Annotated in this window: 21 protein-coding genes and 1 tRNA gene; 10 read left to right on the top strand and 12 right to left on the bottom strand. The window is 72.3% G+C overall.

The window, feature by feature from the left end; all coding sequences use genetic code 11:
* Positions 1-18 precede the first annotated feature (18 nt).
* The 7 genes from FXF60_RS01660 to FXF60_RS01630 are packed head-to-tail and all read right to left on the bottom strand — an operon-like array spanning position 19 to position 5684.
* Positions 19-399, bottom strand: a complete 381-nt coding sequence (locus tag FXF60_RS01660) for a 6-pyruvoyl trahydropterin synthase family protein (protein ID WP_151523494.1) — start codon at positions 397-399, stop codon at positions 19-21.
* A 15-nt stretch (positions 400-414) separates the two neighbouring features.
* Complete coding sequence (locus FXF60_RS01655) at positions 415-1440, bottom strand: zinc-dependent alcohol dehydrogenase (RefSeq protein ID WP_151523493.1); 1026 nt, start codon at positions 1438-1440, stop codon at positions 415-417.
* On the bottom strand, positions 1437-2162 hold the full coding sequence (locus FXF60_RS01650; protein ID WP_151523492.1) for a CDP-alcohol phosphatidyltransferase family protein: 726 nt from the start codon (positions 2160-2162) through the stop codon (positions 1437-1439). The genes FXF60_RS01655 and FXF60_RS01650 overlap by 4 nt, the downstream gene beginning before the upstream one ends.
* Positions 2163-2189: 27 nt before the next feature.
* On the bottom strand, positions 2190-3581 hold the full coding sequence (gene ribA / locus FXF60_RS01645) for a GTP cyclohydrolase II (protein WP_238335637.1): 1392 nt from the start codon (positions 3579-3581) through the stop codon (positions 2190-2192).
* Positions 3582-3633: 52 nt separating this feature from the next.
* Entirely contained in the window at positions 3634-3837 is a 204-nt protein-coding gene (locus tag FXF60_RS01640) for a hypothetical protein (protein ID WP_151523491.1), read from the bottom strand.
* A 57-nt stretch (positions 3838-3894) separates the two neighbouring features.
* Positions 3895-4992, bottom strand: a complete 1098-nt coding sequence (locus FXF60_RS01635) for an S-adenosylmethionine:tRNA ribosyltransferase-isomerase (RefSeq protein WP_151523490.1) — start codon at positions 4990-4992, stop codon at positions 3895-3897.
* Positions 4989-5684, bottom strand: coding sequence for an SDR family NAD(P)-dependent oxidoreductase (locus FXF60_RS01630; RefSeq protein ID WP_151523489.1), 696 nt, complete (start codon positions 5682-5684; stop codon positions 4989-4991). Before FXF60_RS01630 ends, FXF60_RS01635 begins: the two co-directional genes overlap by 4 nt.
* 64 nt (positions 5685-5748) lie before the next feature.
* Between FXF60_RS01630 and soxR the strand changes: the two genes are divergently transcribed.
* From soxR to galK, 6 genes are read left to right on the top strand one after another with little or no spacing between them, the layout of a single operon-like run.
* The gene (gene soxR / locus FXF60_RS01625; protein ID WP_151523488.1) at positions 5749-6237 is read left to right on the top strand and encodes a redox-sensitive transcriptional activator SoxR; all 489 of its coding nucleotides are present in this window, start codon (positions 5749-5751) and stop codon (positions 6235-6237) included.
* A 59-nt stretch (positions 6238-6296) separates the two neighbouring features.
* Positions 6297-7526 (top strand): ATP-grasp domain-containing protein, encoded by a 1230-nt coding sequence (locus FXF60_RS01620; protein WP_151523487.1) that lies wholly within the window; start codon positions 6297-6299, stop codon positions 7524-7526.
* 9 nt (positions 7527-7535) lie between these two features.
* Entirely contained in the window at positions 7536-8747 is a 1212-nt protein-coding gene (locus FXF60_RS01615; RefSeq protein WP_151523486.1) for an ATP-grasp domain-containing protein, read from the top strand.
* Positions 8748-8801: 54 nt separating this feature from the next.
* Positions 8802-10982, top strand: a complete 2181-nt coding sequence (locus tag FXF60_RS01610; RefSeq protein ID WP_151523485.1) for an alpha-galactosidase — start codon at positions 8802-8804, stop codon at positions 10980-10982.
* Positions 10979-12235, top strand: coding sequence for an FAD-binding protein (locus FXF60_RS01605; RefSeq protein WP_151523484.1), 1257 nt, complete (start codon positions 10979-10981; stop codon positions 12233-12235). Before FXF60_RS01610 ends, FXF60_RS01605 begins: the two co-directional genes overlap by 4 nt.
* A gap of 37 nt (positions 12236-12272) precedes the next feature.
* Positions 12273-13469, top strand: a complete 1197-nt coding sequence (galK, locus tag FXF60_RS01600) for a galactokinase (RefSeq protein ID WP_151523483.1) — start codon at positions 12273-12275, stop codon at positions 13467-13469.
* A gap of 225 nt (positions 13470-13694) precedes the next feature.
* Here galK and FXF60_RS01595 read toward each other — a convergent pair whose 3' ends face one another.
* Together FXF60_RS01595 and pta are read right to left on the bottom strand one after the other, a co-directional pair.
* Entirely contained in the window at positions 13695-14900 is a 1206-nt protein-coding gene (locus tag FXF60_RS01595) for an acetate/propionate family kinase (RefSeq protein ID WP_151523482.1), read from the bottom strand.
* Positions 14901-14904: 4 nt separating this feature from the next.
* Positions 14905-16992, bottom strand: a complete 2088-nt coding sequence (pta, locus tag FXF60_RS01590; RefSeq protein ID WP_151523481.1) for a phosphate acetyltransferase — start codon at positions 16990-16992, stop codon at positions 14905-14907.
* Between the two features lie 33 nt (positions 16993-17025).
* Between pta and FXF60_RS01585 the strand changes: the two genes are divergently transcribed.
* From FXF60_RS01585 to FXF60_RS01575, 3 genes are all read left to right on the top strand, one after another.
* A complete protein-coding gene (locus FXF60_RS01585) occupies positions 17026-17961 on the top strand; it encodes an aminotransferase class IV (RefSeq protein WP_238335636.1) in 936 nt (311 codons plus the stop codon).
* 137 nt (positions 17962-18098) lie between these two features.
* Complete coding sequence (locus FXF60_RS01580; protein WP_238335635.1) at positions 18099-19013, top strand: trypsin-like serine peptidase; 915 nt, start codon at positions 18099-18101, stop codon at positions 19011-19013.
* Positions 19014-19091: 78 nt separating this feature from the next.
* Positions 19092-19165: transfer RNA gene (locus tag FXF60_RS01575), tRNA-Val, on the top strand.
* A gap of 56 nt (positions 19166-19221) precedes the next feature.
* On the opposite strand, the gene FXF60_RS01570 is transcribed toward FXF60_RS01575, so the two are convergent.
* Genes FXF60_RS01570 through FXF60_RS01560 form a run of 3 tightly spaced genes read right to left on the bottom strand, consistent with a single transcriptional unit; the run spans position 19222 to position 22248 of the window.
* Positions 19222-19716 (bottom strand): hypothetical protein, encoded by a 495-nt coding sequence (locus FXF60_RS01570; protein WP_151523479.1) that lies wholly within the window; start codon positions 19714-19716, stop codon positions 19222-19224.
* A gap of 40 nt (positions 19717-19756) precedes the next feature.
* Positions 19757-21823, bottom strand: coding sequence for a hypothetical protein (locus tag FXF60_RS01565; RefSeq protein ID WP_192796548.1), 2067 nt, complete (start codon positions 21821-21823; stop codon positions 19757-19759).
* A complete protein-coding gene (locus tag FXF60_RS01560; protein ID WP_151523477.1) occupies positions 21820-22248 on the bottom strand; it encodes a hypothetical protein in 429 nt (142 codons plus the stop codon). The genes FXF60_RS01565 and FXF60_RS01560 overlap by 4 nt, the downstream gene beginning before the upstream one ends.
* A 614-nt stretch (positions 22249-22862) precedes the next feature.
* Between FXF60_RS01560 and FXF60_RS01555 the strand changes: the two genes are divergently transcribed.
* A partial coding sequence (locus FXF60_RS01555) for a tetratricopeptide repeat protein (RefSeq protein ID WP_367889949.1) occupies positions 22863-24970 on the top strand: 2108 nt, incomplete at its 3' end.

Genomic DNA, 24970 nt, shown 5'->3' with positions numbered 1-24970 from the left:
GCACGAGACGGGCCGCGCTCAGGTCCGGAGGTCGAGGTCATAGGTCACCCACGCGTCGGGGTGCTCCCGCACCACCACGCCGATCCCGTCGATCCCGGTGTCGTCGCGCTCGGCCAGCGCGTGGGCCACGTGCGCCGCCACGGCCTCGGTGGTGCTGAGCCGGTCGGCGAAGGCGGGGTGGTCGTCCAGGTTGGTGTAGCGCAGCGACTCCAGCACCTCGGACAGGCTCTGCCCCGCCGCCCCGATGTCCACGACCACGCCGTGGGAGTCGAGCTCCCGTCGGCGCCAGGTGGCCTCGATCACGTAGGTCGCGCCGTGCAGCGCCTGCGCCGGACCGAAGAAGGGATCGGGCAGGCTGTGGGCGACCATGACGTGATCGCGGACGGTGAGTCCGAACATGGGGCTCCTTCGGAGTCAGGTGTGGTGCGGCCGGTCAGGTCCGGCCGGCGGAGTCGGCTGTGGATAGGTCAGGACGGGGCACCCGGCTGGTGCCCGGTGGTGGTCCAGGTCGTCGAACACGGCGGTGATGTCGCCGAACGGATGCTCGGCCCCGAGGAGTATGTCGAAGGCGGGGTCGGCGAGGAGCTCCAGGGCGGTCCGGAGCCTGGAGGCGGTGTCCCGGCGGCTCCGCCGGGCGGCGCCGACGCGGGAGACCTGGCTCGCCGTCAGGCTCAGCCGTCTCGCGTGGAAGTCCTCACCGAGGGGCACGCGCGGCGACGGCGACCCGAACCAGGACAGCTCCACGACCGTGCCGTCGTCACCGGCGATCGACAGTGCCAGGGCGAGGCCCGGCTCGCTGGCCGAGGCGTGGAAGACCAGGTCGCAGTCGGGGAGCGCCTCCGGGGGCGGCACCGCGTCCAGACCCACGGCGGCCAGCTGCGCCCGCCGCTCAGGGTCGTCCTCCACCACTTGCAGCCGGGCCAGCGGGAAGCGGCCGAGCAAGAGGGCGACGGCGCCCCCGACCAGCCCGCCACCCACCACGGCGATGCGGTCGCCAGCACAGGGCGGTGCGTCCCAGAGCGCGTTGAGGGCGGTCTCCGCGGTCCCGGCGAGCACCGCCCTTCCGGAAGGGACGTCGTCGGGGACCCGGGCCAGGGCGCTCACGGGCACGACATACAGGTCCTGGTGCGGGTGCAGGCAGAACACGCGCGCGCCCAGCCAGTCGTCCGGGCCGCGCTCGACCACGCCGACCGACAGGTAGCCGTACTTCACCGGGAAGGGGAAGGTGCCCGACTGGAAGGGCGCCCGCATCCGGTCCACCTGCGACGCCGGGACACCCCCTCGCCGCACGAGCATCTCGGTGCCCCTGCTCACGCCGCTCACCACGGTGCGGACGAGGGCCTCGTCCGGCCCGGGCTCGGGCAGGGTCTCGGTGCGCAGCTCGCCCGACCCCGGCCCGGTGGCCCAGTAGGCGAGCGCCGTCGCAGCGTCGGCGCTCACGTCCTCGCCTCCAGCGCCACCACGTCCCGGGCGAACGAACCGGCCAGCGCGACCAGGGCGAGAGCCGCCGCGACGGTCGCCAGCGGGACGGGCACGACCGGCACGAGGACGATGAGCAGCGCGACCCCCTGCAGCGCCGCGACGACCCGACGCAGCTCGCTGTAGGTCAGGTCCGCCTGCAGGGCCGGACGCACCCACGAGGCCAGGACGAACAGGTAGCGCATCGCCCCGATGCCCAGCACCCACCAGCTCACCGTGGGGACGGCGAGGAGGGACAGCACGAGGAGCAGCGCCGCATCCGACTCCATGTCCAGACGCGCACCCGCCAGCGTCGCGCTGCTGGTGCGTCGGGCGACCCATCCGTCCACGGCGTCCATGAGCAGCGCCAGCCCCACGACCGCGGCCACGGTCCAGGTGCGCTCGGCCAGCTCGTCGGCGAGGACGAGCACGGCCGCCGCCGAGAGGGCACCGGTCAGCACGACGCGCCCCAGGGTGATCGCGTCCGGTGCGCTGACCGCCCGGCGACGCAGCAGCGTGACCGCGACCGCGGCCGGCACCACGAGGGACGCGGCGACCGCCGCGGCACCGACCGCCGGAGAGGGCGCGACCAGCAGGACCAGGGCGAGGGCGAGGACGAGAGGGGTCAGGACGACGGCGCCCTCCACCGCGCCGAAGCCCACGGGGCGTGCTCCCGCGCGGTCCACCGGGGGTGCTGGCCTCATGCGGTCATCCTCGGTGCTGCGCCGACGTCAGCTCGCGTCGGGGACGTCGGCGGCCAGGGTCGAGCAGGTGGCGGGGCGGGGCGTGAGCTCGAGCTCGGTGACGACGTCCTCCCCGAGCTGGTAGCGCCGGGCCGGCGGGCGCAGCGCGTCGGTCAGCCGGTCCTGGCCCTCGACGCGCAGCCCGGGGACCCCGTCGCCGATGAGCACCGGGGCGGTGGTGAGGTAGAGCCGGTGCACGACCTCGGCGCGGACGAAGGCCGAGACCAGCCGCCCTCCGCCCTCGACGAGGACACGGCGCAGGTCCCGGGCGGCCAGCAGGTCGACCACCGCCCGGGGGTCCATCGGCCCGTCCGTCGGCCAGCGGACCACGTCGACGTGGTCGCCGGGCGCTCCGGCCTCGACCTCCGGCCCCACGACCCAGAGGGTCGGGGCGGCGCCGTCGGTCAGCACCGAGGCCGTCCGGGGGGTGACCCCCCGCGGGTCCAGGACCACCCTGGTGGGGTGCCGGCCGGTCACCGCCCGGACGGTGAGCCGCGGGTCGTCGCAGGCGACCGTCGCGCCACCCACGACGACCGCGTCGACCAGGGCACGCAGCCGGTGCAGGTGCTCGCGGTCCAGCTCGCCGGTGACGAAGGTCGCGTCGCCCGTCCGGGTCGCGATGAAGCCGTCCAGGCTCTGACCGAGCTGGGCCACCACGAGGGGACCCTCGCCCTGGGCCAGGTCGCCGTAGCGCTGCGCCAGCACCCCGGTCGCCGGCACCCTCCCGGCCAGCAGCTCCTCCCACTCGGGCGGGGCGGTCCGGTCGTGGCCCATCCGGGTGCGCTTGGTCGCAAGGTAGGCGGCATTCTCGTCCCGGTGGGGGACGACGATGGGGATCCGTTCGGACACCTGGATGCCCAGCGCCCGCAGCGCGATCTGCTTCGCCGGGTTGGACGAGAGCAGGCGGACCCGGTCGACACCCAGGTCGAGCAGCATGGCGGCGCAGTGGGCGTAGGTGCGGGCGTCCGCCGGGTGACCGAGGGCGAGATTGGCGTCGACGGTGTCCGCGCCGCGGTCCTGCAGGGCGTAGGCGCGCAGCTTCTCGCCGAGGCCGATGGCACGACCCTCGTGGTCCCGCACGTAGATCACCACGCCCCGTCCGGTCCGCCCCAGCAGGTGCAGGGAGGCCTGCAGCTGCTCGCCGCAGTCGCACCGCCGCGATCCCAGCGCGTCGCCGGTCAGGCACTCGGAGTGGATCCGCACCAGGGGCGGGTCGGCGTCGGGGCCGTCGTCGTCGCTCACGCCCTGGCTGAGGGCGACGTGGTCGGTGCCCCGGTCGTCCCGGTATGCCGTCATCCGGAAGGTGCCGTGGTCCGTCGGGAGCCAGGTGTCGGCCACCCGCTCGACCCGCTGCGGTGCGGTGCGTTCGTCATCGGCCACCCTTCCGAGTATGCCAGTCCGGCGCGGGTTCTCCCCGGTGAGGCAGCCAGGGCTACAGCTCCGGGGGCACCTCGAAGAGGTCGACCCGGGGACGGGCCAGGATCGAGCGGGAGACGTTCTTGAAGTCGAAGCGGTCCAGGATCCGCGCCGCGTCCTCGTCGCTCAGGTCGTAGGCGTGCGCGAGCATCCGCACGTGCTCGGTGTAGAACGCGTGCAGCTTGTCGACGCCCTTGATGAAGTCCAGCTCCTTGGCCACCGGGCGACGGTAGCGAGGCCGGATGGCCGCAGAGTAGACACCACGTGAACGGCGGGATCAGGGCAGGAACAGGGCGGAGTCGCCGAACTCGTGCCAGGCATACCCCTCCCGCAGCGCCGCGTCGTAGGCACGCTGAGCGAGCCGGGCGCCCGCCACCGCCTCGACCAGCAGCAGGTGCGAGGCACCGTCGTCGTGCCACCCGGTGACCAGGCCGCCCACCACGGCGGGCGGGTCCGAGGGCGTGATCACCCGCTCGGTCCAGCCGGAGGCCGGGACCACCCGGCCGTCGATCACCGCCGACTCGACCGCCCGGGTGGCGGTGGTGCCGACCGCGACGACCCGGCCGCGTGCCCGTGTCACGTGGTTGAGCAGCTCGGCGGTGCTGGCGGGGACCTCGAACCGCTCCGGCTGGGGCGGCTCACCCGCCTCCTGCGAGGACAGGCCGGTGTGGAGCACCACCGGCGCGAGGTGGACTCCGTGCGCGACGAGCCGCAGGGCCAGGTCCGGGGTGAAGGGTCGTCCGGCGGAGGCCATCTCGGCACTCCCGGGCACGGTGGAGAAGACCGTCTGGTAGGTGGACAGCGGCCAGGGCCGCTCGAGGTAGCCGTAGGCGATCGGCCGGCCGGCCCGGTCGAGGACGCCCCGGACGTCGCCCTCCGCGCGGGCTCGCCAGAGCCGGTTGCCCGTCGCCGTCGGCGAGCCGTGGTGCGGGTATGCCCCCAGCAGGGTGAGCGCGAAGCCGTCGGCCCGCACGCGGTCACCCTCGGTGGCGTCGAGGACCGCGCGGGCGGCGTCGGGAGCGGTGCGCAGCTCCACCACCCACTCGTCCTCACCGAGCGGGCTGGCGACGTGCAGCACCACCTCACGCGCCGGTGCCTGCACCTCCGGCCCACCGGGTCGCCACAGGTCGGCGTCGATCTCGCCCGCCACCGTGGCCGAGGTGTTGACCACGAGCGCGTCGCCGGGGTCCAGCTGGTCCGCGATGTCGCCGAAGGCGTGGTGCTCGATGCCGCTCGGCCGCGCCACGAGCAGGCGCACCGCGTCCCGTCCCGCACCGCGCTCCTCGGCGGGTCTCCCGGCGAAGGTCGGGACGGTCCCGTGGAAGGTCGTGCTCGGTCGCTCGGCGAGCCTGGTGACGGCGTGCGATGTCGTCATGCCCGGACCTCGCTCTCGGCGATCAGCTCGGCGGCGCGGTAGCGGCCGCTGTCCGGCCGGTCCCGCAGCAGGGCGAGGATGCCGGGGACGGCCAGGTCCTCCGGCAGGGGGCGGGCGGAGATGTCCTCGTTCGGGAAGGCGGCCTGGTGCATCGCGGTGCGCATGTCGCCCGGGTCGACGGCGTAGACGCGCAGCCCGGGGTGCTCGGCGCCCAGCGTGCCGGCGAGGTGGTCCAGGGCGGCCTTGCTCGCGCCGTAGCCGCCCCAGCTCTCGTAGTGCTCGACGGCGGCGTCCGAGGAGAGGGTGAGGACCGTCCCACCGGCCCGCTGCAGCTGGTCCAGCACAGCGGTGGTGAGGGCGTGCGGGGCGACCAGGTTGACCTCGAGCACGGCCCGCAGGGTGGTGTGGTCGAGCTGGGCCAGGTGGGGGAGGGGTGACCGGCCCAGGGTGCTGGCGTTGTGCACCAGCAGGTCCAGCCCGCGCCCGCCGACGGCGTCCACGAGCGCCTGACGGTGCTCGGGGTCCGTGACGTCGCCACCGATGACGGTGGCCCGCGGGAGGTCCGCCCGCAGCTCGTCCAGGCGTGCGGGGTCGCGACCGTCGAGGACGAGGTCGTGCCCGGCATCGTCCAGGGCGACGGCGAGCGCGCGCCCGAGGCCTGCGGTGGCTCCGGTGATGAGGCTGAGTGGCATGAGATGTCCTTTCGTGTGGTGCACCCAGCCTTCAACTTCACCTTAAGTTGAAGTCAAGCGTCGGGTGCGGCACGCTGACGTCAAGGGCGAGGAGCTGACCGTGACCCAGGTGTCGCGACGCGCGGGCGTGAGTGCGTCGGCGCTGCGCTTCTACGAGGCGCGCGGCCTGATCGAGGCGCACCGCACGCCCGGCAACCAGCGCCGCTACCCACGCCACGTGCTGCGCCGCCTCGCCGTCATCCGGGCGGCCCAGGCGGTCGGGCTGTCGCTCGCGGAGGTGTCGGAGGCGCTGGCGACGGTGCCGCTGGACCGGCCGGTGACCCGGGAGGAGTGGGCGCGCCTGTCCAGGTCGTGGCACGACACGCTCGACCTGCGCATCCGTGCCCTGCAGCAGCTGCGGGACGGGCTGACCGGCTGCATCGGGTGCGGATGCCTGTCGCAGCAGACCTGCCCGCTGCGCAACGCGGAGGACCGGTTGGCCGCCCAGGGCGCCGGCCCGCGCTTCCTGGACGCCGTGGTCGAGCTGGAGGAGCGTGACCGGGCCGGCGGCTGAGGGCTGTGCCCGGCCCGCAGCTCCTTCCGGGCCGCCCGCCGTCCTACTACGCTCTCGACATGGTGACCGCAGCCTTCGTCGCGCCGTTCCTGCTCGAGGCGACCCGACGCTTCGTGCTGGCCGCGGCCCGCGTCCCGGACGTGCGGCTCGCGGTGATCACGGCCTCGCCGCTGGACGACCTCGACCCCGAGCTGCGTGCCGCCGTCGCCGCGCACTGGCAGGTCACCGACGCGCTGGACCCGCAGCAGCTGGCCGACGCGGTGCGCGGACTGGGCCACCAGCTCGGCCCGGTGGAGCGGCTGATCGGGATCCTGGAGCAGCTCCAGGTGCCGCTGGGTCAGGTGAGGGACGCGCTGGGGATCCCCGGGATGGGGGAGCAGAGCGCCCGCAACGTGCGCGACAAGGCGCGGATGAAGACCGTCCTGGAGCAGGCGGGCCTGCCGTGCGCACGGCACCAGCGGGTGAGCCGGACCCAGCAGGCCGAGGACTTCCTCGAGCTCGTGGGGCTGCCGGTCGTGGCCAAACCGCCGGACGGCGCCGGCGCCACCGCCACCTACCGCCTGGACACCCGCGGGGACGTCGACGCCTGGCTCGAGCTGGCGCGCCGGGAGTCCGGCCAGGAGTGGCTGCTGGAGGAGTTCCTCACCGGCCGGGAGCACACCTTCGACTCGGTGACCGTGGGTGGCCAGACCGTGTTCTCCTCGGTCGCCGACTACCACCCCACCCCGCTGGAGGTGCTGCGCAACCCGTGGATGCAGTGGCAGGTGGTGCTGCCCCAGCGCGTCGACGGGCCGGAGTATGCCGAGATCCACCGGATCGGCCCGCAGGCGCTGGCCGCGCTCGGGGTGGACAACTCGGTGTCGCACATGGAGTGGTTCGCCCGCCCGGACGGCTCGGTCGCGATCTCCGAGGTCGGTGCCCGCCCGCCGGGCGCGCAGCTGGCCTCGATGATCGGGCTGGCCCACGACGTCGACTTCTTCGACCTGTGGTCGCGGCTGGTGCTGCGGGAGGAGTTCGTCCGCCCCGAGCGCGTGTATGCCTGCGGCACGGCATACCTGCGCGGGATGGGGCACGGACGGGTCCGCGGCGTCACCGGGCTGGAGGAGATCAACCGGGAGCTGGGCGAGCTCGTGGTGGACCACCGGCTGCCGCACCGGGGGCAGCAGGCGTCCAGCTCCTACGAGGGAGAAGGGTTCATCACCGTCCGGCACCACGACACCGGCGTGGTGCGTGAGGCGCTGGAACGCATCGTCTCCACGGTCCAGGTCACGCTGGTCGAGGCGGGATAGGAGGCACCCGTGAACATCGTCATGCTCAGCCCGGGCTTCCCGTTGGAGCAGGGCTACTTCACCCGGGCCCTGGCCCGGACCGGCGCGCGCGTGATCGGCGTCGGCGACCAGCCCGTCTCGGCCCTGCCGCACGAGGCGCGGGCGCACCTGGCGCACTACGAGCACGTGCCGCTCGCCGACACCGAGGCCGTGCTCGCAGCGCTCACCGGTCTGGCCCGGCACGTGGGCATCGACCAGGTCGAGTGCCTGTGGGAGCCCTACGTCGTGCTGGCCGCCACCATCCGGGAGCACCTGGGCCTGCCCGGGATGAGCGTCGAGCAGGCCACCTGGTTCCGCGACAAGGAGTCGATGAAGCAGGTGCTGGACGCCGCCGGCATCCGCACGCCGCGGCACGCCGCTGCCACCACCACGGCCCAGGTGTGGGAGGCCGCGGAGATGGTCGGCTACCCGCTCATCGTCAAGCCGATCGCCGGCGCGGGCTCGGCGGACACCTACCGGGTGGACTCCGCGACGCGGCTCGCCGAGGTGCAGCCGATGATCCGGCACGTCCCCAAGGTGAGCGTCGAGGAGTTCATCGAGGGCGAGGAGTTCACCTACGACACCATCTGCGGCGACGGCCAGGTGCACGTGGAGAACATCAGCTGGTATCTCCCGCGGCCGCTGGAGCAGCGCAGCCACGAGTGGGTCAGCCCGATGACCATCGCGTTGAAGGACACCGAGGCGCCCGAGCTCGCGGGCGGCCTGGCCATGGGCCGCGCGGTGCTCACCGCGCTGCAGTTCACCCACGGCTTCACCCACATGGAGTGGTACCGCAAGGCCGACGGCGAGGTGGTGTTCGGCGAGATCGGTGCCCGCCCGCCGGGGGCACGGACGGTGGACGTCATGAACTACGCCTGCGACGCGGACCTCTTCCGCACCTGGGCGGAGGCCGTCACGACCGGATCGCCGGAGCCGGTCACGCACCGCTACAACGCCGCCAGCATCTTCAAGCGGGCCCAGGGCTCGGGCCGGATCAGCCGGGTCGAGGGCCTCGAGCGGCTGGTCCGCGAGGAGGGGGAGCACGTCCGGGTCATCGACCTGCTCCCCGTCGGCTCGATGCGGCGGGACTGGCGGGCGACCCTGCTGTCCGACGGGATGGTGATCGTCCGGCACCCGGAGCTGCCCGAGCTGCTGCGCATCGGCCGCCGGTTCGCCGAGGAGCTGCAGATCTTCGCCGCCTGAGGAGGCCACCGGCCCGACTGGACACCGGGCCCGCCGGTGCAGTGGGGTGGTGGGGTGAGCACACTGCTGCACCTGCGCGCCGCAGGGACCTCCCTCGTCCTGGACCTCGCCGACCAGCTGCTGCCCGTGGTGCGCCACTGGGGCGCCGACCTCGGGGAGTTGGGCGAGGACGAGCTGCAGGCGCTCGCGCTGGCCGGCTGGGTGGCCCGGGGCGACAGCCCGTTCGACCGCGCCGACCAGGTGAGCATGCTCCCCGAGCACGCCCGGGGCTGGCTCGGGCGACCGGGGGTCGAGGGGTCCCGTGCGGGACGCGACTGGTCCCCGGCGTTCCGCACCAGCGGCGAGGCACCTGCGACCGTGACCACGGAGGCGGACGGCACCCGGCGGGTGGTCGTCCGCGGAGGCGACGCATGCGCATACCTCGAGGTCGAGCTGGAGCTCGAGCTGCACCCGGGCGGGCTGCTGCGCACCCGGACCACCCTGACCAACACCGGCGAGGAGGTCTATGACCTGGGCGCGCTCCGCACCACCCTGCCGGTGCCCGAGCGCGCCACCGAGCTGCTCGACTTCGCCGGCCGGCACACGATGGAGCGCGTCCCGCAGCGGCAGCCGTTCGACATCGGCGCGCACAGCCGCGAGGTGCGCACCGGCCGCACCGGCCTGGACGCCGTGCACCTGCTCTGCGCCGGTGAGCCGGGTTTCGGCTTCGGGAGCGGGCAGGTGTGGGCGGTGCACCTGGGCTGGAGCGGCAACCAGACGACCTATGCCGAGCGGCTGTTCAACGGCTCGCGGGTGCTCGGGTCCGGCGAGCGGCTGGAGCACGGCGAGGTGAGGATCGGTGCGGGCGAGCGCGTGACCACTCCCTGGCTGTATGCCGCGCACGGCACCGGGCTGGACGAGGTCGCCGGACGCTTCCACGCCTGGCTGCGCAGCCGCCCGCAGCACCCGGCGCGCCCGCGCCCGGTGACGATCAACAACTGGGAGGCGACCTACTTCGACCACGACCTGGCCCGGCTCACGGACCTGGTGGACCGCGGTGCCCGGGTCGGTGCGGAGCGCTTCGTGCTCGACGACGGGTGGTTCGGCGGCCGGCGTGACGACACCACCAGCCTCGGTGACTGGGTGGTCTCCGAGGACGCCTGGCCGGACGGTCTGGACCCGCTGATCGAGCACGTGCACGCGGCCGGGATGGAGTTCGGCCTCTGGGTGGAGCCGGAGATGGTCAGCCTGGACTCCGACCTCGCGCGTGCCCACCCGGAGTGGATCTTCGCCGCCGGGGGCCGTCGCGGCCTCGAGTCCCGGCAGCAGCACGTCCTGGACCTCGGTCACCCGGGGGCCTACGCGCACGTCCGGGACCAGCTGACGGCCCTGCTGGACCGGTATGCCATCGCCTACCTCAAGTGGGACCACAACCGCTACCTCAACGACGCCGGGCACACACCCGGTGGGGAGCCCGGGGTGCGGGCGCACACGCTCGCCGTCTACCGACTCATGGACGAGCTGCTCGCCGCGCACCCCGGGCTGGAGATCGAGTCCTGCTCGGCCGGTGGCGGTCGGGTCGACCTCGGGGTGCTGGAGCGGACCGTCCGGGTGTGGGCCTCGGACTGCATCGACCCCCTGGAGCGGCAGCAGATCCAGCGCGGGACGATGCTGCTCGTGCCGCCGGAGCTCGTCGGCACGCACGTCGCCTCGCGGGAGTCGCACACCACCGGTCGGCGGCACGACCTCGACTTCCGCGCGGGCACCGCCCTGTGGGGCCACCTCGGGATCGAGTGGGACCTGGCCACCTGCTCCGAGGAGGAGCTGACCGAGCTGAGCCACTGGGTGGCCTTCCACACCTCGCACCGCGAGCTGCTGCATACCGGCCGGGTCGTGAACGGCGACCACCACGACGACGCGACCTGGGTCCACGGGACCGTCGCCCAGGACCGGTCCGAGGCGCTCTACCAGGTCGCCTCGCTCCGCCGCCCCGACACCACCGGGCCGCACCGGGTGCGGCTGCCCGGGCTGGACCCGGCGGTGCGCTACCGGGTCACCCTCGAGAGTCCGGGCCAGGACCCGCTGCCGGCCGGTCTGGGCGTCGTGCCGTGGGCGGTGGACGGGATCACGCTGACCGGTCGCCTCCTCGCCGAGGCCGGCCTCCCGGTGCAGCCGACGGACCCCGAGCACAGCCAGATCTGGCGGGCCGTCGCGGTCGGCGGCTCCGGTGGTGCGACGCCTAGGATGACGGCATGACCGCTGCGGGGAGCACCTGGGCCAAGAACTACGCCTACTCGGCTCGCGAGCTGGTCGAGCCCGCCAGCCTCGACGAGCTCGCCGAGGTGATGGCGTCCGCGGACGCGGTGCGCCTGCTGGGCTCGCGCCACTCGTTCAACCGGATCGCGGACACGACCGGGACCATGGTCGGCCTGGGCCGGCTGCCCGTGGACGTGAGCGTCGACGGGGACCGGCGGCTCGCGCGGGTCGAGGGCGGCGCCGCCTACGGCGTCGTGGCGCAGCGGCTGGCCGCGCTGGGCTGGGGCCTGCATGCGATGGCCTCGCTGCCGCACATCACCGTCGCGGGCGCGGTGGCGACCGACACGCACGGCTCGGGCGACGGCATACCGTCCCTGGCGGAGGGGGTCGCGGCGGTCGAGCTGGTGACGACCGAGGGGGAGCAGGTCCGCCTCGAGCGGGGCGAGGACGACTTCGGCGGGGCGGTCGTCTCGCTCGGGACCCTCGGTGCGGTGACCGCGCTGGAGCTGGACGTGGAGCCGAGCTATGACGTCGCGCAGACGGTCTACGAAGGCCTGACCTGGGACGCGGTCGCCGCCGACCTGGACGCCGTGACCGGGCTCGGCACCAGCGTGTCCGTCTTCACCTGGTGGAAGGACGCGGACCGGGTCGACCAGGTCTGGGTCAAGCAGCGCACCGACACCGAGGGAGGTGACCCCGCCGCGCTGGGTCTGGTGGCCGCGGACGGGCAGCGTCACATGCTGCCGGGCGGGCCGGGGGAGCGGTGCACCCGGCAGGGCGGGGTGCCGGGGCCCTGGCTGGACCGGCTGCCGCACTTCCGGATGGACTTCACGCCCTCCAACGGCGCGGAAGTGCAGTCCGAGTGGTTGCTGCCGAGGGAGCGTGCCGGCGAGGCGATCGACGCCCTGCGAGGGCTCGCGGCGCGGATGGAGCCGGTGCTCCAGGTGTGCGAGATGCGCGCCGTCGCGGCGGGTCGGCAGTGGCTGGGGCTCACGCAGGGCGTGGACTGCGTCGCCTTCCACTTCACCTGGGGGCCGGACCAGGGCGCCGTGGAGCGGCTGATCCCGCACATCGAGGAGGGGCTCACGCCCCTGGGGGCGCGGCCGCACTGGGGCAAGCTCTTCGGCGAGGACGCGCTCGCCGGGCGGGTCGACGAGGCCTATCCGCACCGGCACCGGCTAGGCTCGCTGCGGCGCCGACTCGACCCCCGCGGCGCGCTGCGCAACGACTTCCTCGACCGCCTGGGGATCTGATCCGCCCGCCGACCACCCGCAGGAGAGCGTCCCGGCCATGAGCGAGCTGATCTGGACCCCCACGGCCGACGACGAGCAGGTGGCGGAGGCGTTGACCGAGGAGGCCGCGGGTCTGCTCGGCGGGCCCGTGCAGGGTGTGTGGGCCGCCCCCGGTCGGGTCAACCTCATCGGCGAGCACACCGACTACAACGGTGGCTGGTGCCTGCCGTTCGCGCTGTCCCACCGGACCTATGTCGCGGTGCGCCGGCGGGACGACGGGCGCCTGCGGATCGCCTCCCGGCAGGCCAGCGGACAGGCGTGGGAGGGGTCCGTGGCCGAGGTTGGGCCGGCGACCCCCGGGGGGTGGGCGTCCTACGTCGCAGGAGTGGCCTCGGTCCTGGCCGAGCGCGTCGGGGCGCAGGCGCTCGGCGCCGACGTCCTCGTCGACGGGCACGTGCCGCTCGGGGCGGGGCTGTCGTCCTCGGCGGCGCTGTCCTGCTCGGTCGCTCTCGCGCTGCACGACCTGGTGCCGGAGCTGTCCGGGCTGGACCGGGCCGACCTGGCGTCGACGTGCGTGCGGGCCGAGAACGAGGTGGCCGGGGCCGCGACCGGCGGGATGGACCAGAGTGTCTCCCTGCGGGCCGTGGACGGGCACGCGCTGCTCATCGACTGCCGTGACTTCTCCCTCACGCCGGTGGCCTGGACGCTGCCCGACCACGACGTCCTGGTCATCGACACCCGGGCGCACCACAGCCTCGCCGACGGGCAGTACGCCTCCCGCCGGGCCGCGTGCGAGCGCGCCTGCTCGGTGCTCGGCGTGGCCAGCCTGCGGGAGGTCGACGGGGTCGACCTGGAGGAGGTGCTGGGCCGGCTGGCCGACGACCCGGAGGTGGCGCGGCGGGTCCGGCACGTGCTCACCGAGAACGCCAGGGTGCTCGACCTCGTCGCGGCCCTGGCCGAGCGCGAGGCGGCGGAGGTCGGCCGGCTGATGGGCGCCTCGCACGACTCCCTGCGGGACGACTACGAGGTGTCCTGCCCCGAGCTCGACCTGGCCGTGGAGTCCGCGGTCGCCGGCGGCGCGGTGGGGGCGCGGATGACCGGCGGCGGCTTCGGGGGGTCGGCGATCGCGCTGGTCCCGCGTGGGCAGGAGGAGGGGGTGGCCGGGTCGGTGGCCACGGCCTTCGCCGACCGGGGCTGGGAGGCGCCGCACTTCCTCACCGCCACCCCCAGCGCCCCGGCATGCCGCGTCCGCTGACCCCTCCCCAACCCCGACCGAGCGTCGCCTGTGGTCACCCCTGGGGCGACCGAGCGTCGCCTGTGGTCACTCCTGGGGTGACCGAGCGTCGCCTGTGGTGAGGGGGCAACCAGAGGCGACGCCCGGTGGGGCGTGAGGGAACCACAAGCGACGCTCGGTGGGGCGTGAGGGAACCACAAGCGACGCCCGGTGGGGCGTGGGGCAACCACAAGCGACGCCCGGTGGTCAGGTGACGAGGGCGGCGGCCTGCCGGGCGATCTCCCACTCCTCGTTGGTCGGTATGACGTAGGCCGCCACCGGGCTGTCCGCGGTGGTGATGAGGGTCTCGCCGGCCGTGGTCGCGTTGGCGTCGGGGTCCAGCAGGACGCCGAGGCCGCTCAGCCGCTCCAGCACCGCGGCCCGCAGCTCGGCGTTGTTCTCGCCCACCCCGGCGGTGAAGGCGATGGCGTCGACCCGGCCGAGCACGGCGGTGAAGGCACCGACATACCGCAGCAGGCGGTGCACGACGACGTCGAAGGCGAGCACGGCGGCCTCCTCGCCCTCCGCGCGCCGGGCCATGACGCCGCGGAAGTCGGCCGAGCCGGTGAGCCCGAGCAGGCCGGACTCCTTGGACAGCGCGCGCTCCACCTCCTCCGCCGACAGGCCGGAGACCCGCCCCACGTGCCCGGCGACGCCGGGGTCCAGGTCGCCCGGCCGGGTGCCCATGACCAGCCCCTCCAACGGGGTCAGGCCCATCGAGGTGTCCACGCTGGCGCCGCCGGCCACCGCGGTCGCACTGGCCCCGTTGCCGAGGTGCAGCACGATCGAGTGGACCTCCGCGAGCGGTCGGCCGAGCAGCTCGGCGACCCGGCGGGAGACGTAGGCGTGCGAGGTCCCGTGGAAGCCGTAGCGGCGGACCAGGTGCTCGTCGCGCCAGGCCCGCGGCACGGCGTAGGTGGACGCGGCCGCCGGCATGGTCTGGTGGAAGGCGGTGTCGAAGACCGCGACCTGCGGCACGTCGGGGAAGGCCTCCTGGGTCGCGGCGATGCCCTGCAGGTTGCCCGGGTTGTGCAGCGGCGCCAGCGGGACCAGCCGCTCCACCGCCGCCACGACCTCGGGGGTGATGAGTGTGGGGTCGGCGAAGTCGGGGCCTCCGTGCACGACCCGGTGGCCGACGGCGAGCAGGTCGACGTCCTCGAGCACGGGGCCGTGCTCGGCGAAGGCCTCGGTCGCGAGGGCGATGGCGGTGGCGTGGTCCGGGATGTCCCGGACCAGCTCGTGCGTGCTGCCGCCCACCGTGTGGTGGACGACCCCGTCGGCGAGCCCGATCCGCTCGATCAGGCCGGTGGCGTGGGACTCGCCGGTCTCCGGGTCGACCAGCTGGTACTTCACCGAGGAGGAGCCGGCGTTGACGACCAGGACGACGGGCGAGCCGGTGCCGGGGGTGCTCATGGCGTCAGCCCTTCGCCTGGATGCCGGTGATCGCGACCGTGTTGATGATGTCGCGGACCGTCGCACCGCGGGACAGGTCGTTGACCGGTGCGTTCAGCCCCTGGAGCACCGGCCCGATCGCGACGGCCGACGCGCTGCGCTGGACCGCCTTGTAGGTGTTGTTGCCGGTGTTGAGGTCCGGGAAGACGAGCACCGTGGCCCGGCCGGCGACGGGGGAGTCCTTGAGCTTGGTGGCGGCCACGCTCGGGTCGACGGCGGCGTCGTACTGGATCGGCCCCTCGACCTGCAGATCCGGCTGCCGCTCCCGCACGATCTCGGTCGCCGTCCGCACCTTGTCGACGTCGGCCCCGCTGCCCGAGCCGCCGGTGCTGTAGGACAGCATCGCGACCCGGGGCTCGACGCCGAACTGCGCTGCCGTCCCCGCCGAGGAGATCGCGATGTCGGCGAGCTGCTCCGCGCTGGGGTCCGGGTTGATCGCGCAGTCGCCGTAGACGAGCACCTTGTCCGCGAGGCACATGAAGAAGACGCTGCTGACCACGGACACGCCCGCCGAGGTGCGGATCACCTCCAGCGCGGGCCGGATGGTGTGGGCCGTCGTCGTGATCGACCCGGACACCATGCCGTCGGCCGCCCCGGCCTTGACCATGAGGGTGCCGAAGTATGCCGGGTCCACCACGATGTCGTGCGCCTGCTCGGCGGTGACGCCCTTGTGCGCCCGCAGCTCGGCATACGTCGCCGCGAACTGCTCCCGCAGCTCGCTGGTCTGCGGGTCGACCACCTGCGCGTCGTCGATCCGCAGCCCCAGGCTGCCGGCGCGGTCGCGCACCTGCGCCTCGTCGCCGAGCAGGGTGAGCCGGGCGACCTTGCGCGCGAGCAGCGTGTCCGCGGCCCGCAGGATGCGGTCCTCGCCACCCTCGGGGAGCACGATGTGGGCATCGGCCGCACGCGAGCGCGCCATGATCTGGTGCTCGAACATCAGCGGGGTCACGACCGTGGACCGGGACCGGCCCGTCGCCCCGTCGGAGGGGAGCAGCCGCTCCGTGTCGACGTGGGTATGCACGAGCGCCCGCGCGTGCTCGATCTTGCGGGTGGAGGCGGGCGAGATCCGGCCGACCACGTCGTGCATGGTCATGGCGGTGCTCATGGTGCCGCCCTGGCAGGCGACCACGGGCAGCTCCACGGCGATGCCCTCGATCAGGCGGGACACCTGGGTGCTCGGCTGGAGCCCGCCGTTGAGCACGATCGCCGCGAGGGAGGGGAAGGTGGACGAGCGGTGCGCGAGGATCGCCGCCAGCAGCACTTCCTCCCGGTCGCCGGGGCAGATGAGCACGTTGCCCTCGCGGAGCCGGTCGAGCACGTTGGGCATGGTCATGCCGGCGACGATGAGGTCGGTCACCTCGCGCTCCAGCAGCTCCTCCTGCCCGGCCTGGAGCGTCCCGTCGGTGGCGAGCATGAGGTCGCGCACGGTCGGCGCGGCGAGCAGCGGATCGGCGGGCACACCGATCACCTGGGGGGTGGCGTCGGGGACGTCCTGCGCCAACCTGTCGCGCACCGCGTCGGCGACCTCCTCGACCTGTTCCTGGGTGACGCGGTTGGCCAGGACCGCGACGACGGAGGCGTGCCGACTGACGGCCTCCTGGACCGAGATGAGCGCCGCGGTCGCGGTGTCCTCGGCGGGTCGGTCGGCGCCGGGGACGATGAGGACCATCGGTGCCCCGAGGTGGGCGGCGATGCTGGCGTTGGTGGAGAACTCGGTGGGCGTGGGCACCCCGGTGAAGTCGGAGCCGACCACCAGCACGGTGTCGTGCTGCGCGGCATACCGGTGGAAGCGGTCGACGACCTCGTTGATCGCCTCGTCGCGACGGGTGTTGACGTCGTCGTAGGTGACGCCCACCGCCTCCTCGGGGCTCGCGGTCGAGGTCGACAGCGGGTGCAGCAGCTCGATCAGCGGGTCCTGGGCCGCCTCGATGACGACCGGTCGGAAGACCCCGACGCGCCCGCCCCGGGCGCACAGCTCGGCGAGCAGACCGACGGCGACGGCCGACTTGCCTGATCGGGACTCGGCGGAGGCGACATACAGGCTGGTGCTCACGGGGCCACGATAGCGACGGCATACGCTGCGTCCATGGAAACTTCGAGCTCGCTCACCGCTGCCGGGGGACTGGCGGCGGTGCGTGTCTGGGTGGACGGTGCCCTGGTCGGTCCGGAGGGCGCGGTGCGTGCGCTGGACCACGGCCTCACGGTGGGCGACGGTGTCTTCGAGACCTGCAAGGTGGTCGACGACGCGACCTTCGCGCTGACCCGGCACCACGATCGGATGGATCGCTCGCTGGCGGCGCTGGGGCTGGCGCCGTTGAACCGGGAGCGCATCGGCGAGGGGATCCAGGCGGTCCTCGCCGAGGGAGGTATGCCGTTCGGCCGGTTGCGCTACACGGTGACCGCGGGGCTGGGGCCGCTGGGCAGTGACCGGGTCGAGGGGGCGGCGACCTACGTCGTCACCGCGGTGCCGCAGGAGCCGATGGGGCCCACGACGAGCGTGCTGGTGGTGCCCTGGACACGCAACGAGCGGGGGGCCCTGACCGGGGTGAAGTCGACGTCCTACGCGGAGAACGTCGTCGCCCTCGGGGCGGCCAAGGCGGCGGGGCACTCCGAGGCGATCCTGGCCAACTCGTCCGGCCTGCTGTGCGAGGGGACGGGCACCAACGTCTTCGTCGTGACCGACGGGGTGGTCCGCACCCCCGACCTGGCCTCCGGGCCGCTGGCCGGGGTCACCCGCGGGCTGGCGATCGAGTGGTTGCGGCAGGAGGGGCTGGAGGTGCTGGAGGAGCCGCTGCCCCTGTCCGTGCTGGATGAGGCGGATGAGGTCTGGATCACGAGCAGCATCCGCGACCTCACCGCCGTGACGAGGCTCGACGTGGCCGACGGCGTCGAGCTGACCTCCGGGCGGTCGCTGGAGAGGCCGCAGGTGAGCCCGCGAGTCGTCAGCGAGGGGGCGGGTGAGGTGACGGCCCGTGCCCAGGAGATCTTCGCCCGGCGGGCCGCTGAGCGGCGCGATCCTTGACGCTGCGTCACTTGACCCGGGCCTGACCCAACTTTTGCCAAAGGCTTGTCCACGACTGGGTCGATCTTGACCCAGATCCGCCTAGCGTCAAGTGTCGGGCGCCGAAAGACGGTGCTCGAGACCTAAGGAGAATGTGGATGCGTCCAGTTCGCACGAAGGCCCTGTCCCTGGCCGGCGCCGCAGCGCTGACCATGTCCGTCATCGGTGCCACCGGCGCCGGAGCCGTCCCCGAGGTCGGTGAGGGTGAGAGCGACGTGGTGGTGACGCACTCGCTCGCCACGACGATGGCCCAGCAGAGCTCGGTGGAGCAGTACTGGACGCCGGAGCGGATGAAGGAGGCCACGCCGCGCGAGCTGACCGGCACTGGCAAGGGTGAGGCCTCGACCTCCTCGTCCATGGCACCGATGCAGCAGGCCGTCCGGGTCAACCCGCAGCCGCGCTTCGGCAAGGTCTTCTTCACCATCGCCGGCAGCGACTACGTCTGCTCCGGCACCGCGACCCAGAGTGTGAACCGCGACGTCGTGACCACGGCGGGGCACTGCCTCAACGACGGTCCGGGCAACTGGGCCACCAACTTCGCCTTCGTGCCGGCATACGACAACGGGTCGGCTCCCTACGGCACCTGGGTGGCGGAGAACCTGGTCGCTCCCTCGCAGTGGGTCAACAGCGGCGACTTCAACTACGACGTCGCGTTCGCCGTGATGGGCGAGCAGGGCGGCGAGAGCCTGGTCGACGCGGTCGGCTCCTACCCGATCGGGTTCAACATGGGCTACAACCGCAACTTCAGCGCCTTCGGCTACCCCGCGGCCAGCCCCTACAACGGGCAGTACCTCTACCGCTGCTCCGGCACCGCCGGGCGCGACACCCGCGGCACCAACGACCACCGGCTGCCCTGCTCGATGACCGGTGGCTCCAGCGGTGGCGGCTGGATCACGAACGGCACCCTCAACTCGGTGAACTCCTTCGGCTACCGGGACGAGAGCAACGTGATGTACGGCCCGTACTTCGGCAACGTCGCGCAGCAGGTCTACGACGCCGCGCAGAACGACTGACACCACGGATCGCGCTGCGATTTCGCCGCTCGGGCACGGGGAGGATACACTTCCTCCCCGTGCCCGAGGGCATGTTCCGGACGTGTAGCTCAGCTGGTTAGAGCGTTCGCTTCACACGCGAGAGGTCAGGGGTTCGAGTCCCTTCACGTCCACCCTTCTCCGCTGAGGACGGAGCCCGCTGCCTGTGCAGGTGGCGGGCTCTCGCCGTTCAGGTCCCACTCTCAGGCCGACCAGGGTGTCGCCGTTCCTCGGCGTCGGTGAGCATGTCATCCAACGACCTGAGGATGAGGGCCCGGTTCTTGGCGGACTTCATCCATGCCGGTAGGCGTGACAGATAGCTCCGGTTGCGCCAGGTCGGCGCGGCGATACGTGACCGTTGGGGGGCGGCGACGAAGGCGCGGAGATCCTCGAGGTGGAGCCGGTGGTAGGCCCACACCGTTCCCTTGGCCGTCTCCTTCCGGAACCAGAGCGGGTAGCCGAAGCACGGGTCTCGCCCGTCGTCGGCGAAGGAGAGGACGATCCCGTCGTGGTGGCGGGCGAAGCCGCACGCCGAGCAGGTGAGCCTGCGCGGCGTGCTGGTGCCCTCGGCCGGGGTGCCAGGCGCCAGCCGGGCCCGGTGGTCGCACCGGGGGCAACGGACGTCGACCGGCTCCTGGACGAGGTCGTGGAGCGAGTGCCCTCGATCGGTATGCCGTGACGTCATCTCGGTGGACGTGAGGCGGGTTCGGGTGCGGTCGGGGGTGTCACGTGGTCCGGTCCGCGAGCTCGACCTCCACGTCGTCGACCACCCGGGCCAGCGCGTTGCGCCACTCGTTCGGCTCGCCCGTGCCGAAGAATGCCCACTCCGACGTGCGGACCGGGTCGTGCGACGCACGCTGGTGGTGCAGCACGATCGTCCCCAGCTCCTCGCACCGGTCCCCGGGGTCGTCGGCCGGTCCCCAGCCGACACCGCCCTGGAAGCTGGCCACGACAGCGACGTCGAGCGTCGACCCGTCCGGCAGGGCGACGACGCGGGGCGAGATCGCCAGGCCGACCACGTCGACGGGAAACACATTCAGCTGGGTCGTCTGCGGGGGGACTGTGGAGGAGTCGACATCCACGAGATCGACGTTGAGGGGGCCGTCGTACTCGACGTCCACGAGGTCGTCGAAACTGCCCTGAGCCAAGCCATCATCGCCACGACCGTAGAGCGTCAGGACGCCGTCCTGTCCCAACGTCTCCGAGGTGATGAACTCATACCCCTGGAAGAAGTTCTGGAAGTACGGACTGTCGCCGTCAGCGAACAGGAGCTCGGCCTGCTCCTGGTAGAACCGCGTCAGGGCGGTGACGTCACCGGCATCGAAGGCCTCCAGGTGCTGATTGGCAGCATCACCTCCACCGGCGGCCCCCTGGCGGCCGAAGCTGAGACCGGACGATCCGCCACCGGGGACCGCGATGCCGAGCGAGATGCTCAGGGGGTCCGCCGAGGGGCACGGGCCGATCGGCAGCTCCAGCCGGCAACCGTCGTCGAGCACGCTCTCCCCTGTGCCGGCGGTCACGGTGAAGGTCAGGAAGGTGCTGCCGTCGAAGGTGATCTCCTGGCACTGGACTGCGGTGGCGTCCGCGTCGAGGTTCCACCGCTCGGTGTCGAACTGGCCGTCGCCGTCGGAGTCGACCAGCTCCACGTCCTCGACGCCATCACCGTCGCGGTCGCGCGTGAACCGGTCGAACTCGCCGTCGCCGTCGAGGTCGTACTTCCAGGCATCGATCACCCCGTCGCCGTCGGAGTCGTAGGCGATGGTCGTCGTGCCGTCCGGAGAGCGGGTCTCGACCAGGGACGGTGTGCCGTCGTCGTCGAACTCGGCGCGGACCTCGTCCCAGGACCCGTCGCCATCAGAGTCGACCCATTCCTCGGCCACCGAGCCGTCGTCGTTGAGCAGACGCACGCGCCGTTCCTCTCCGGGGTCGGGTCGTCCGTTGCCGTTCTCGTCGACGACGATCTGTTCCTCGTGGACCCCGGGATACCTGATCTCGTTGATCCGGCCGTCACCGTCGACGTCCTCCAAGGTGAAGGTGACCTCGCCGCTGCTGTCGAGGTGGGAGATCGTCAGGATCGTCCCGTCCGGCGCGAGGGTGTACCTCACGTCCAGCCCTGGCACACCGTCGATGTCCTTGCCGATCTCGTCCCACTGCTGGTCTCCGTCGTGGTCGAACCGCACGATCTCGCCGGCGCCCCCGATGTCGGTCCAGTGGACGTGAGACTCCCCAGGGTCCCGCCGACCGTTGGGAGGTGGGAGCTCCGCGACGATGTGGCTGCCCGAGGAGCCGTCGTTCCAGGCGAGCAGCGTCGGCCACTCACCATCTGTCTCGCGGCGCTCCGAGCGGGCGTCGAAGGAACCGTCGCCGTCGGTGTCCCAGTCGATCGACTCGCGCTGGTATCCCCCCTGCGCGTCCGGGGTCCAGCTGATGGACTCCTCGGGGTTGCCGTCGAGGTCTCGATCATGGTCGAGGCGCTCGTAGAAGGAGTCGCCGTCGGAGTCGTACTGGGTCGTCCGGTAGCCCCCGACACCGTCCTGCCCGAACCTGACCTCGACAGGCTCGCCGGGCTCCCGCAGGATCCCATCTCCGTCGGAGTCGGTCATTCGCAGCTGGGTCGGCTCGCCGTCCACGTCTCGGATGGAGGTCCACGTGTCCAGCTGCTGGTCGCCATCGGTGTCCTCGCCCACGGCATCGTCCGGCACCGGGACCTGCGCGTGTGCGACCTGGGCGGCCAGCAGACATGCTGCGGTACCGACCCCCAGCGCCGTCCGCGAGACGGTCCGAAGCCTCACGGGTCGACCTCGATCGGTGCCAGCTCTGGCACGGGTGGCGCGTCACCGGACGGCGCGATCTGCGGGGGTATGGTCAAAGTGAGGTCCTCCTCACCCAGGTCCACCCCGTCGAAAATGCTGGCGTCGAAAGACGGTGCGGAGAGCCGAGCACGCATCCGGTCGATCTCCGCGCTGACCGCCTGATCCTCAGCCAGCTGTTCCGGGTCCGCCTCGGCGTCGGGTTCGTCCTCGGCTATCGGTTCGATCTCGGGCTCGACCGACGGTGACTCTGTCCTGGTGAGGACCGAGTCGTCGTCGCCTGTGCAGGCCGCCAGAACCATCACGACGGCAACTCCTAGCCCGACGGCGCGCAGGCATAACCTCAGACCTGAAGCGGTGCCGCCGACACTGCCAGCACGGTCGTCCGAGAGTTCGAGCAACGACATCGGGCTCACCTCGTCACGCTCACGGGCCGGGGTGACGCCACCGTAGAGGCCTTCACGGGCTTCCTGAGGGCTGGGCGCTGATGGCTTCGTACCTCGACCTCGCTCCGCCGCAGGATAGCAGTCGGGGCGCCGGGCAGGGGTGGAGTTTTTCCTGACGCCGCCAAGAGCACGAGTGATCGGACATTTGGCTGGGTGTCACGTGATCGGACGCAGGATCACCAGGCCGCTGCTGCGGTGGCTTCTCTGACATGCTCTGGTCCATGCTTCTGGGTGCGCACCGGCAGGTGGTCGAGGACTTGCTGGCCCGGGTCGATGAGGTGTCCGGGGGTGACACGTCGAGGCCTCGGATCGTGGTGCTGACGGGGGAGTCCGGGGTGGGGAAGTCGAGGGTCGTGCAGGAGCTGTACGGGAGGTTGCAGGGTCGGCAGCCGGAACCCGCGTACTGGCCGTTGCTGCTTGGACCCGTGCGCGAAGATCACGGGGGTGGGGCTGACCCGATGCCGGGCCGGAAGGTGTTGGGTCCGGATCCCGGGACGTTCGTGCGGGCCGGGGGTGCTCTGCCGACGTTCGGGTGGTGGTCGTTCGGGTGTGAGCGGCTGCAGACGGGGTCGAGCATGGATGTGGTGGCCGCCGCGTACCCGCAGCTGGCAGCCCATGTGCAGGGGCTGGCGCATGCCAAGCTCGAGGCGACGGGCGCGCTTCAGCGGTGGGGTGAGCGCGCGAAGCAGGTCACCAAGGCCCTGAGCGTCGACCTAGCCGGTGAAGGTGTGGACATGCTGGCCGATGTGGCGGGGATCGTGCCCGGGGCCAACCTGGTGGTGAAGTGGTCTGTCCGCGGTGCGCGGCAGGCTCAGCAGCACCTGCAGACCCGGGCCGAGCTCGCCGACACCATGGATATGGGCCGGCGGGTCGATCAGACCCGTGTCTCCGCGGCGGAGGAGTTGGCGGGCACCATACGTGACCTGGCCCACCCCGGCATACCGCAGATCGTGGTGATCGAGGATCTGCACCGGATGGGACCGGACCTCACGCAGCTGCTCCAGGCGTTGGCGCCCGCCGTGCCGGATCGTCCGGTCCTGGTCGTCGGCACGGCCTGGCCAGAGGGCGCCCACAACCGTGAGTACCGCGAATGGATGGAGTCCGCCAGCAGCGCCGGGCACCTGGAGCTGGTCGCGATCGCCCCACTGGTCGAGGCCGATCTCGTGAAGCTCGTCCTCGAGCACGCGCCCGCGACAGACATGGAGGCGGCTCGGGTGCTGGCTGCGCGTATGCCCAGTCCGCACCTGGTCAAGCTGTGGCTCACCTCGGCACAGGTGCAACGTCGTATCGCCCGAACGGGCGGGAGGATCGACCTTGCACCTGGGGAGCTCGATCGGCTGCCTGCGTCGGCCCGGGACGTCGTGCAGATGCGCTGGAACGAGCTCCCGGCATCGGTGAGAAGCGCGCTCATCCGGGCCGTGGCGAGCCGCATCGGGGACGCGACCTCTGACAGCGGGACCGCTGCGATCCCTGCCTACGACCCCTTGACTGTCGCGAGGGCAGCGGAGCTGGCGGGGGTGGGCCACGACGAGCTGATGGACTCCTTGCAGCACGCGGTGGCTCCGCTGTCGTGGTGCCTCAACGAGGACGACAGCCACTGGCTTCGTGAGCACCTCTTGCTCGACACCGTCCGCGAGTCGCTCGAGGATGACGAGCTCGGCCTCGCCCGTGACGAGATTGCGGACCTCACCGATGCAGCACGACAGGTTCTGGACGAGGAGATCACTCGGCGTGCCGACGGTCAACCGGCGATGCCGACGACGCCACACAACCTGACCCTGGCGCAGTGGCTCCTGGACCTCGCTCCACCGCGCGAGGAGGGTCCAACTGCGGTGCAAGCTGCGGCGTTCACCATCGCATTGCAGCGAGGTGCACAGTATCGCTACGTGGAGGCGCTTGACCTGGTTCAGGAACGTTTTCCCCACCCGTCGGATGTCCTGTTTCCGGTTCGCTACAAGGTGGCGGAGTGGCTCGGGGAAACAGGGCGCGTGAACGAGGCGGTCACTCATTTCACAGAGTTGCTGTCTGAGTGCACCCGTGTCGTCGGACCGGACCACCCGAGCACTCTGGACATCCGAGGAAAGTTGGCGTCTGGGTTCGGCGAACTGGGGCGGGTGCAGGAGGCGGTCGCTCAGTTCGAGAGCCTGTTGGCGGATTGCGTTCGAGTTCTGGGTGCGGACCATCTGAAGACGCTGTCCGTCCGCAACAACCTCGCGATCTGGCTAGGTCGTGCGGGGCGGATGCAGGAGTCGGTCGCCCAACTCGAGCAGCTGCTCGCCGACCACGGCAGACTGCTCGGTCTGAGTCACCCGGGCACGCTGTCGATGCGGAGCAACGTGGCGTCGGGGCTTGCTCGCGTGGGTCGGGTGGGCGAAGCCCTCGCGCGGTCCGAGGAGTTGCTCATCGATCGCAGCCGGATTCTGGGCTCGGAACACCCCGACACCCTTGCCACGCGTGACGACTTGGCGATCTTGACTGGTGAGGTGGGTCGGGTGGGAGAGGCGGTCGCCCGTCTCGAGGAGTTGCTGGTCGACCGCGTTCGCGTCCTGGGTTCGGACCACCCCCTTACGCTCATCACCCGGAACAATCTCGCGTACTGGTGTGGTCAGGCGGGTCGGGTGGGAGAGGCGGTTGTGCAGTTCGAGCAGTTGCTGGTCGACCGCACTCGCGTCCTGGGTTCGGA

Origin of the sequence: Serinicoccus kebangsaanensis (genome assembly GCF_008919445.1) — a bacterium.
Lineage (GTDB): Bacteria > Actinomycetota > Actinomycetes > Actinomycetales > Dermatophilaceae > Ornithinicoccus > Ornithinicoccus kebangsaanensis.
The sequence above is the reverse complement of the archived record's forward strand: the minus strand, read 5'-3'. Positions and strand labels throughout refer to the sequence as shown.

What these genes read in the sequence shown, in the direction of transcription:
- FXF60_RS01570 (WP_151523479.1), bottom strand. Translation starts at nt 19,716, where the DNA reads ATGACGTCACGGCATACCGATCGAGGGCACTCGCTCCACGACCTCGTC.
- FXF60_RS01635 (WP_151523490.1), bottom strand. Translation starts at nt 4,992, where the DNA reads ATGACGACATCGCACGCCGTCACCAGGCTCGCCGAGCGACCGAGCACG.
- FXF60_RS01620 (WP_151523487.1), top strand. Translation starts at nt 6,297, where the DNA reads ATGGTGACCGCAGCCTTCGTCGCGCCGTTCCTGCTCGAGGCGACCCGA.
- FXF60_RS01585 (WP_238335636.1), top strand. Translation starts at nt 17,026, where the DNA reads ATGGAAACTTCGAGCTCGCTCACCGCTGCCGGGGGACTGGCGGCGGTG.
- galK (WP_151523483.1), top strand. Translation starts at nt 12,273, where the DNA reads ATGAGCGAGCTGATCTGGACCCCCACGGCCGACGACGAGCAGGTGGCG.
- FXF60_RS01595 (WP_151523482.1), bottom strand. Translation starts at nt 14,900, where the DNA reads ATGAGCACCCCCGGCACCGGCTCGCCCGTCGTCCTGGTCGTCAACGCC.
- FXF60_RS01630 (WP_151523489.1), bottom strand. Translation starts at nt 5,684, where the DNA reads ATGCCACTCAGCCTCATCACCGGAGCCACCGCAGGCCTCGGGCGCGCG.
- FXF60_RS01605 (WP_151523484.1), top strand. Translation starts at nt 10,979, where the DNA reads ATGACCGCTGCGGGGAGCACCTGGGCCAAGAACTACGCCTACTCGGCT.
- FXF60_RS01580 (WP_238335635.1), top strand. Translation starts at nt 18,099, where the DNA reads ATGCGTCCAGTTCGCACGAAGGCCCTGTCCCTGGCCGGCGCCGCAGCG.
- FXF60_RS01560 (WP_151523477.1), bottom strand. Translation starts at nt 22,248, where the DNA reads ATGTCGTTGCTCGAACTCTCGGACGACCGTGCTGGCAGTGTCGGCGGC.
- FXF60_RS01650 (WP_151523492.1), bottom strand. Translation starts at nt 2,162, where the DNA reads ATGAGGCCAGCACCCCCGGTGGACCGCGCGGGAGCACGCCCCGTGGGC.
- FXF60_RS01660 (WP_151523494.1), bottom strand. Translation starts at nt 399, where the DNA reads ATGTTCGGACTCACCGTCCGCGATCACGTCATGGTCGCCCACAGCCTG.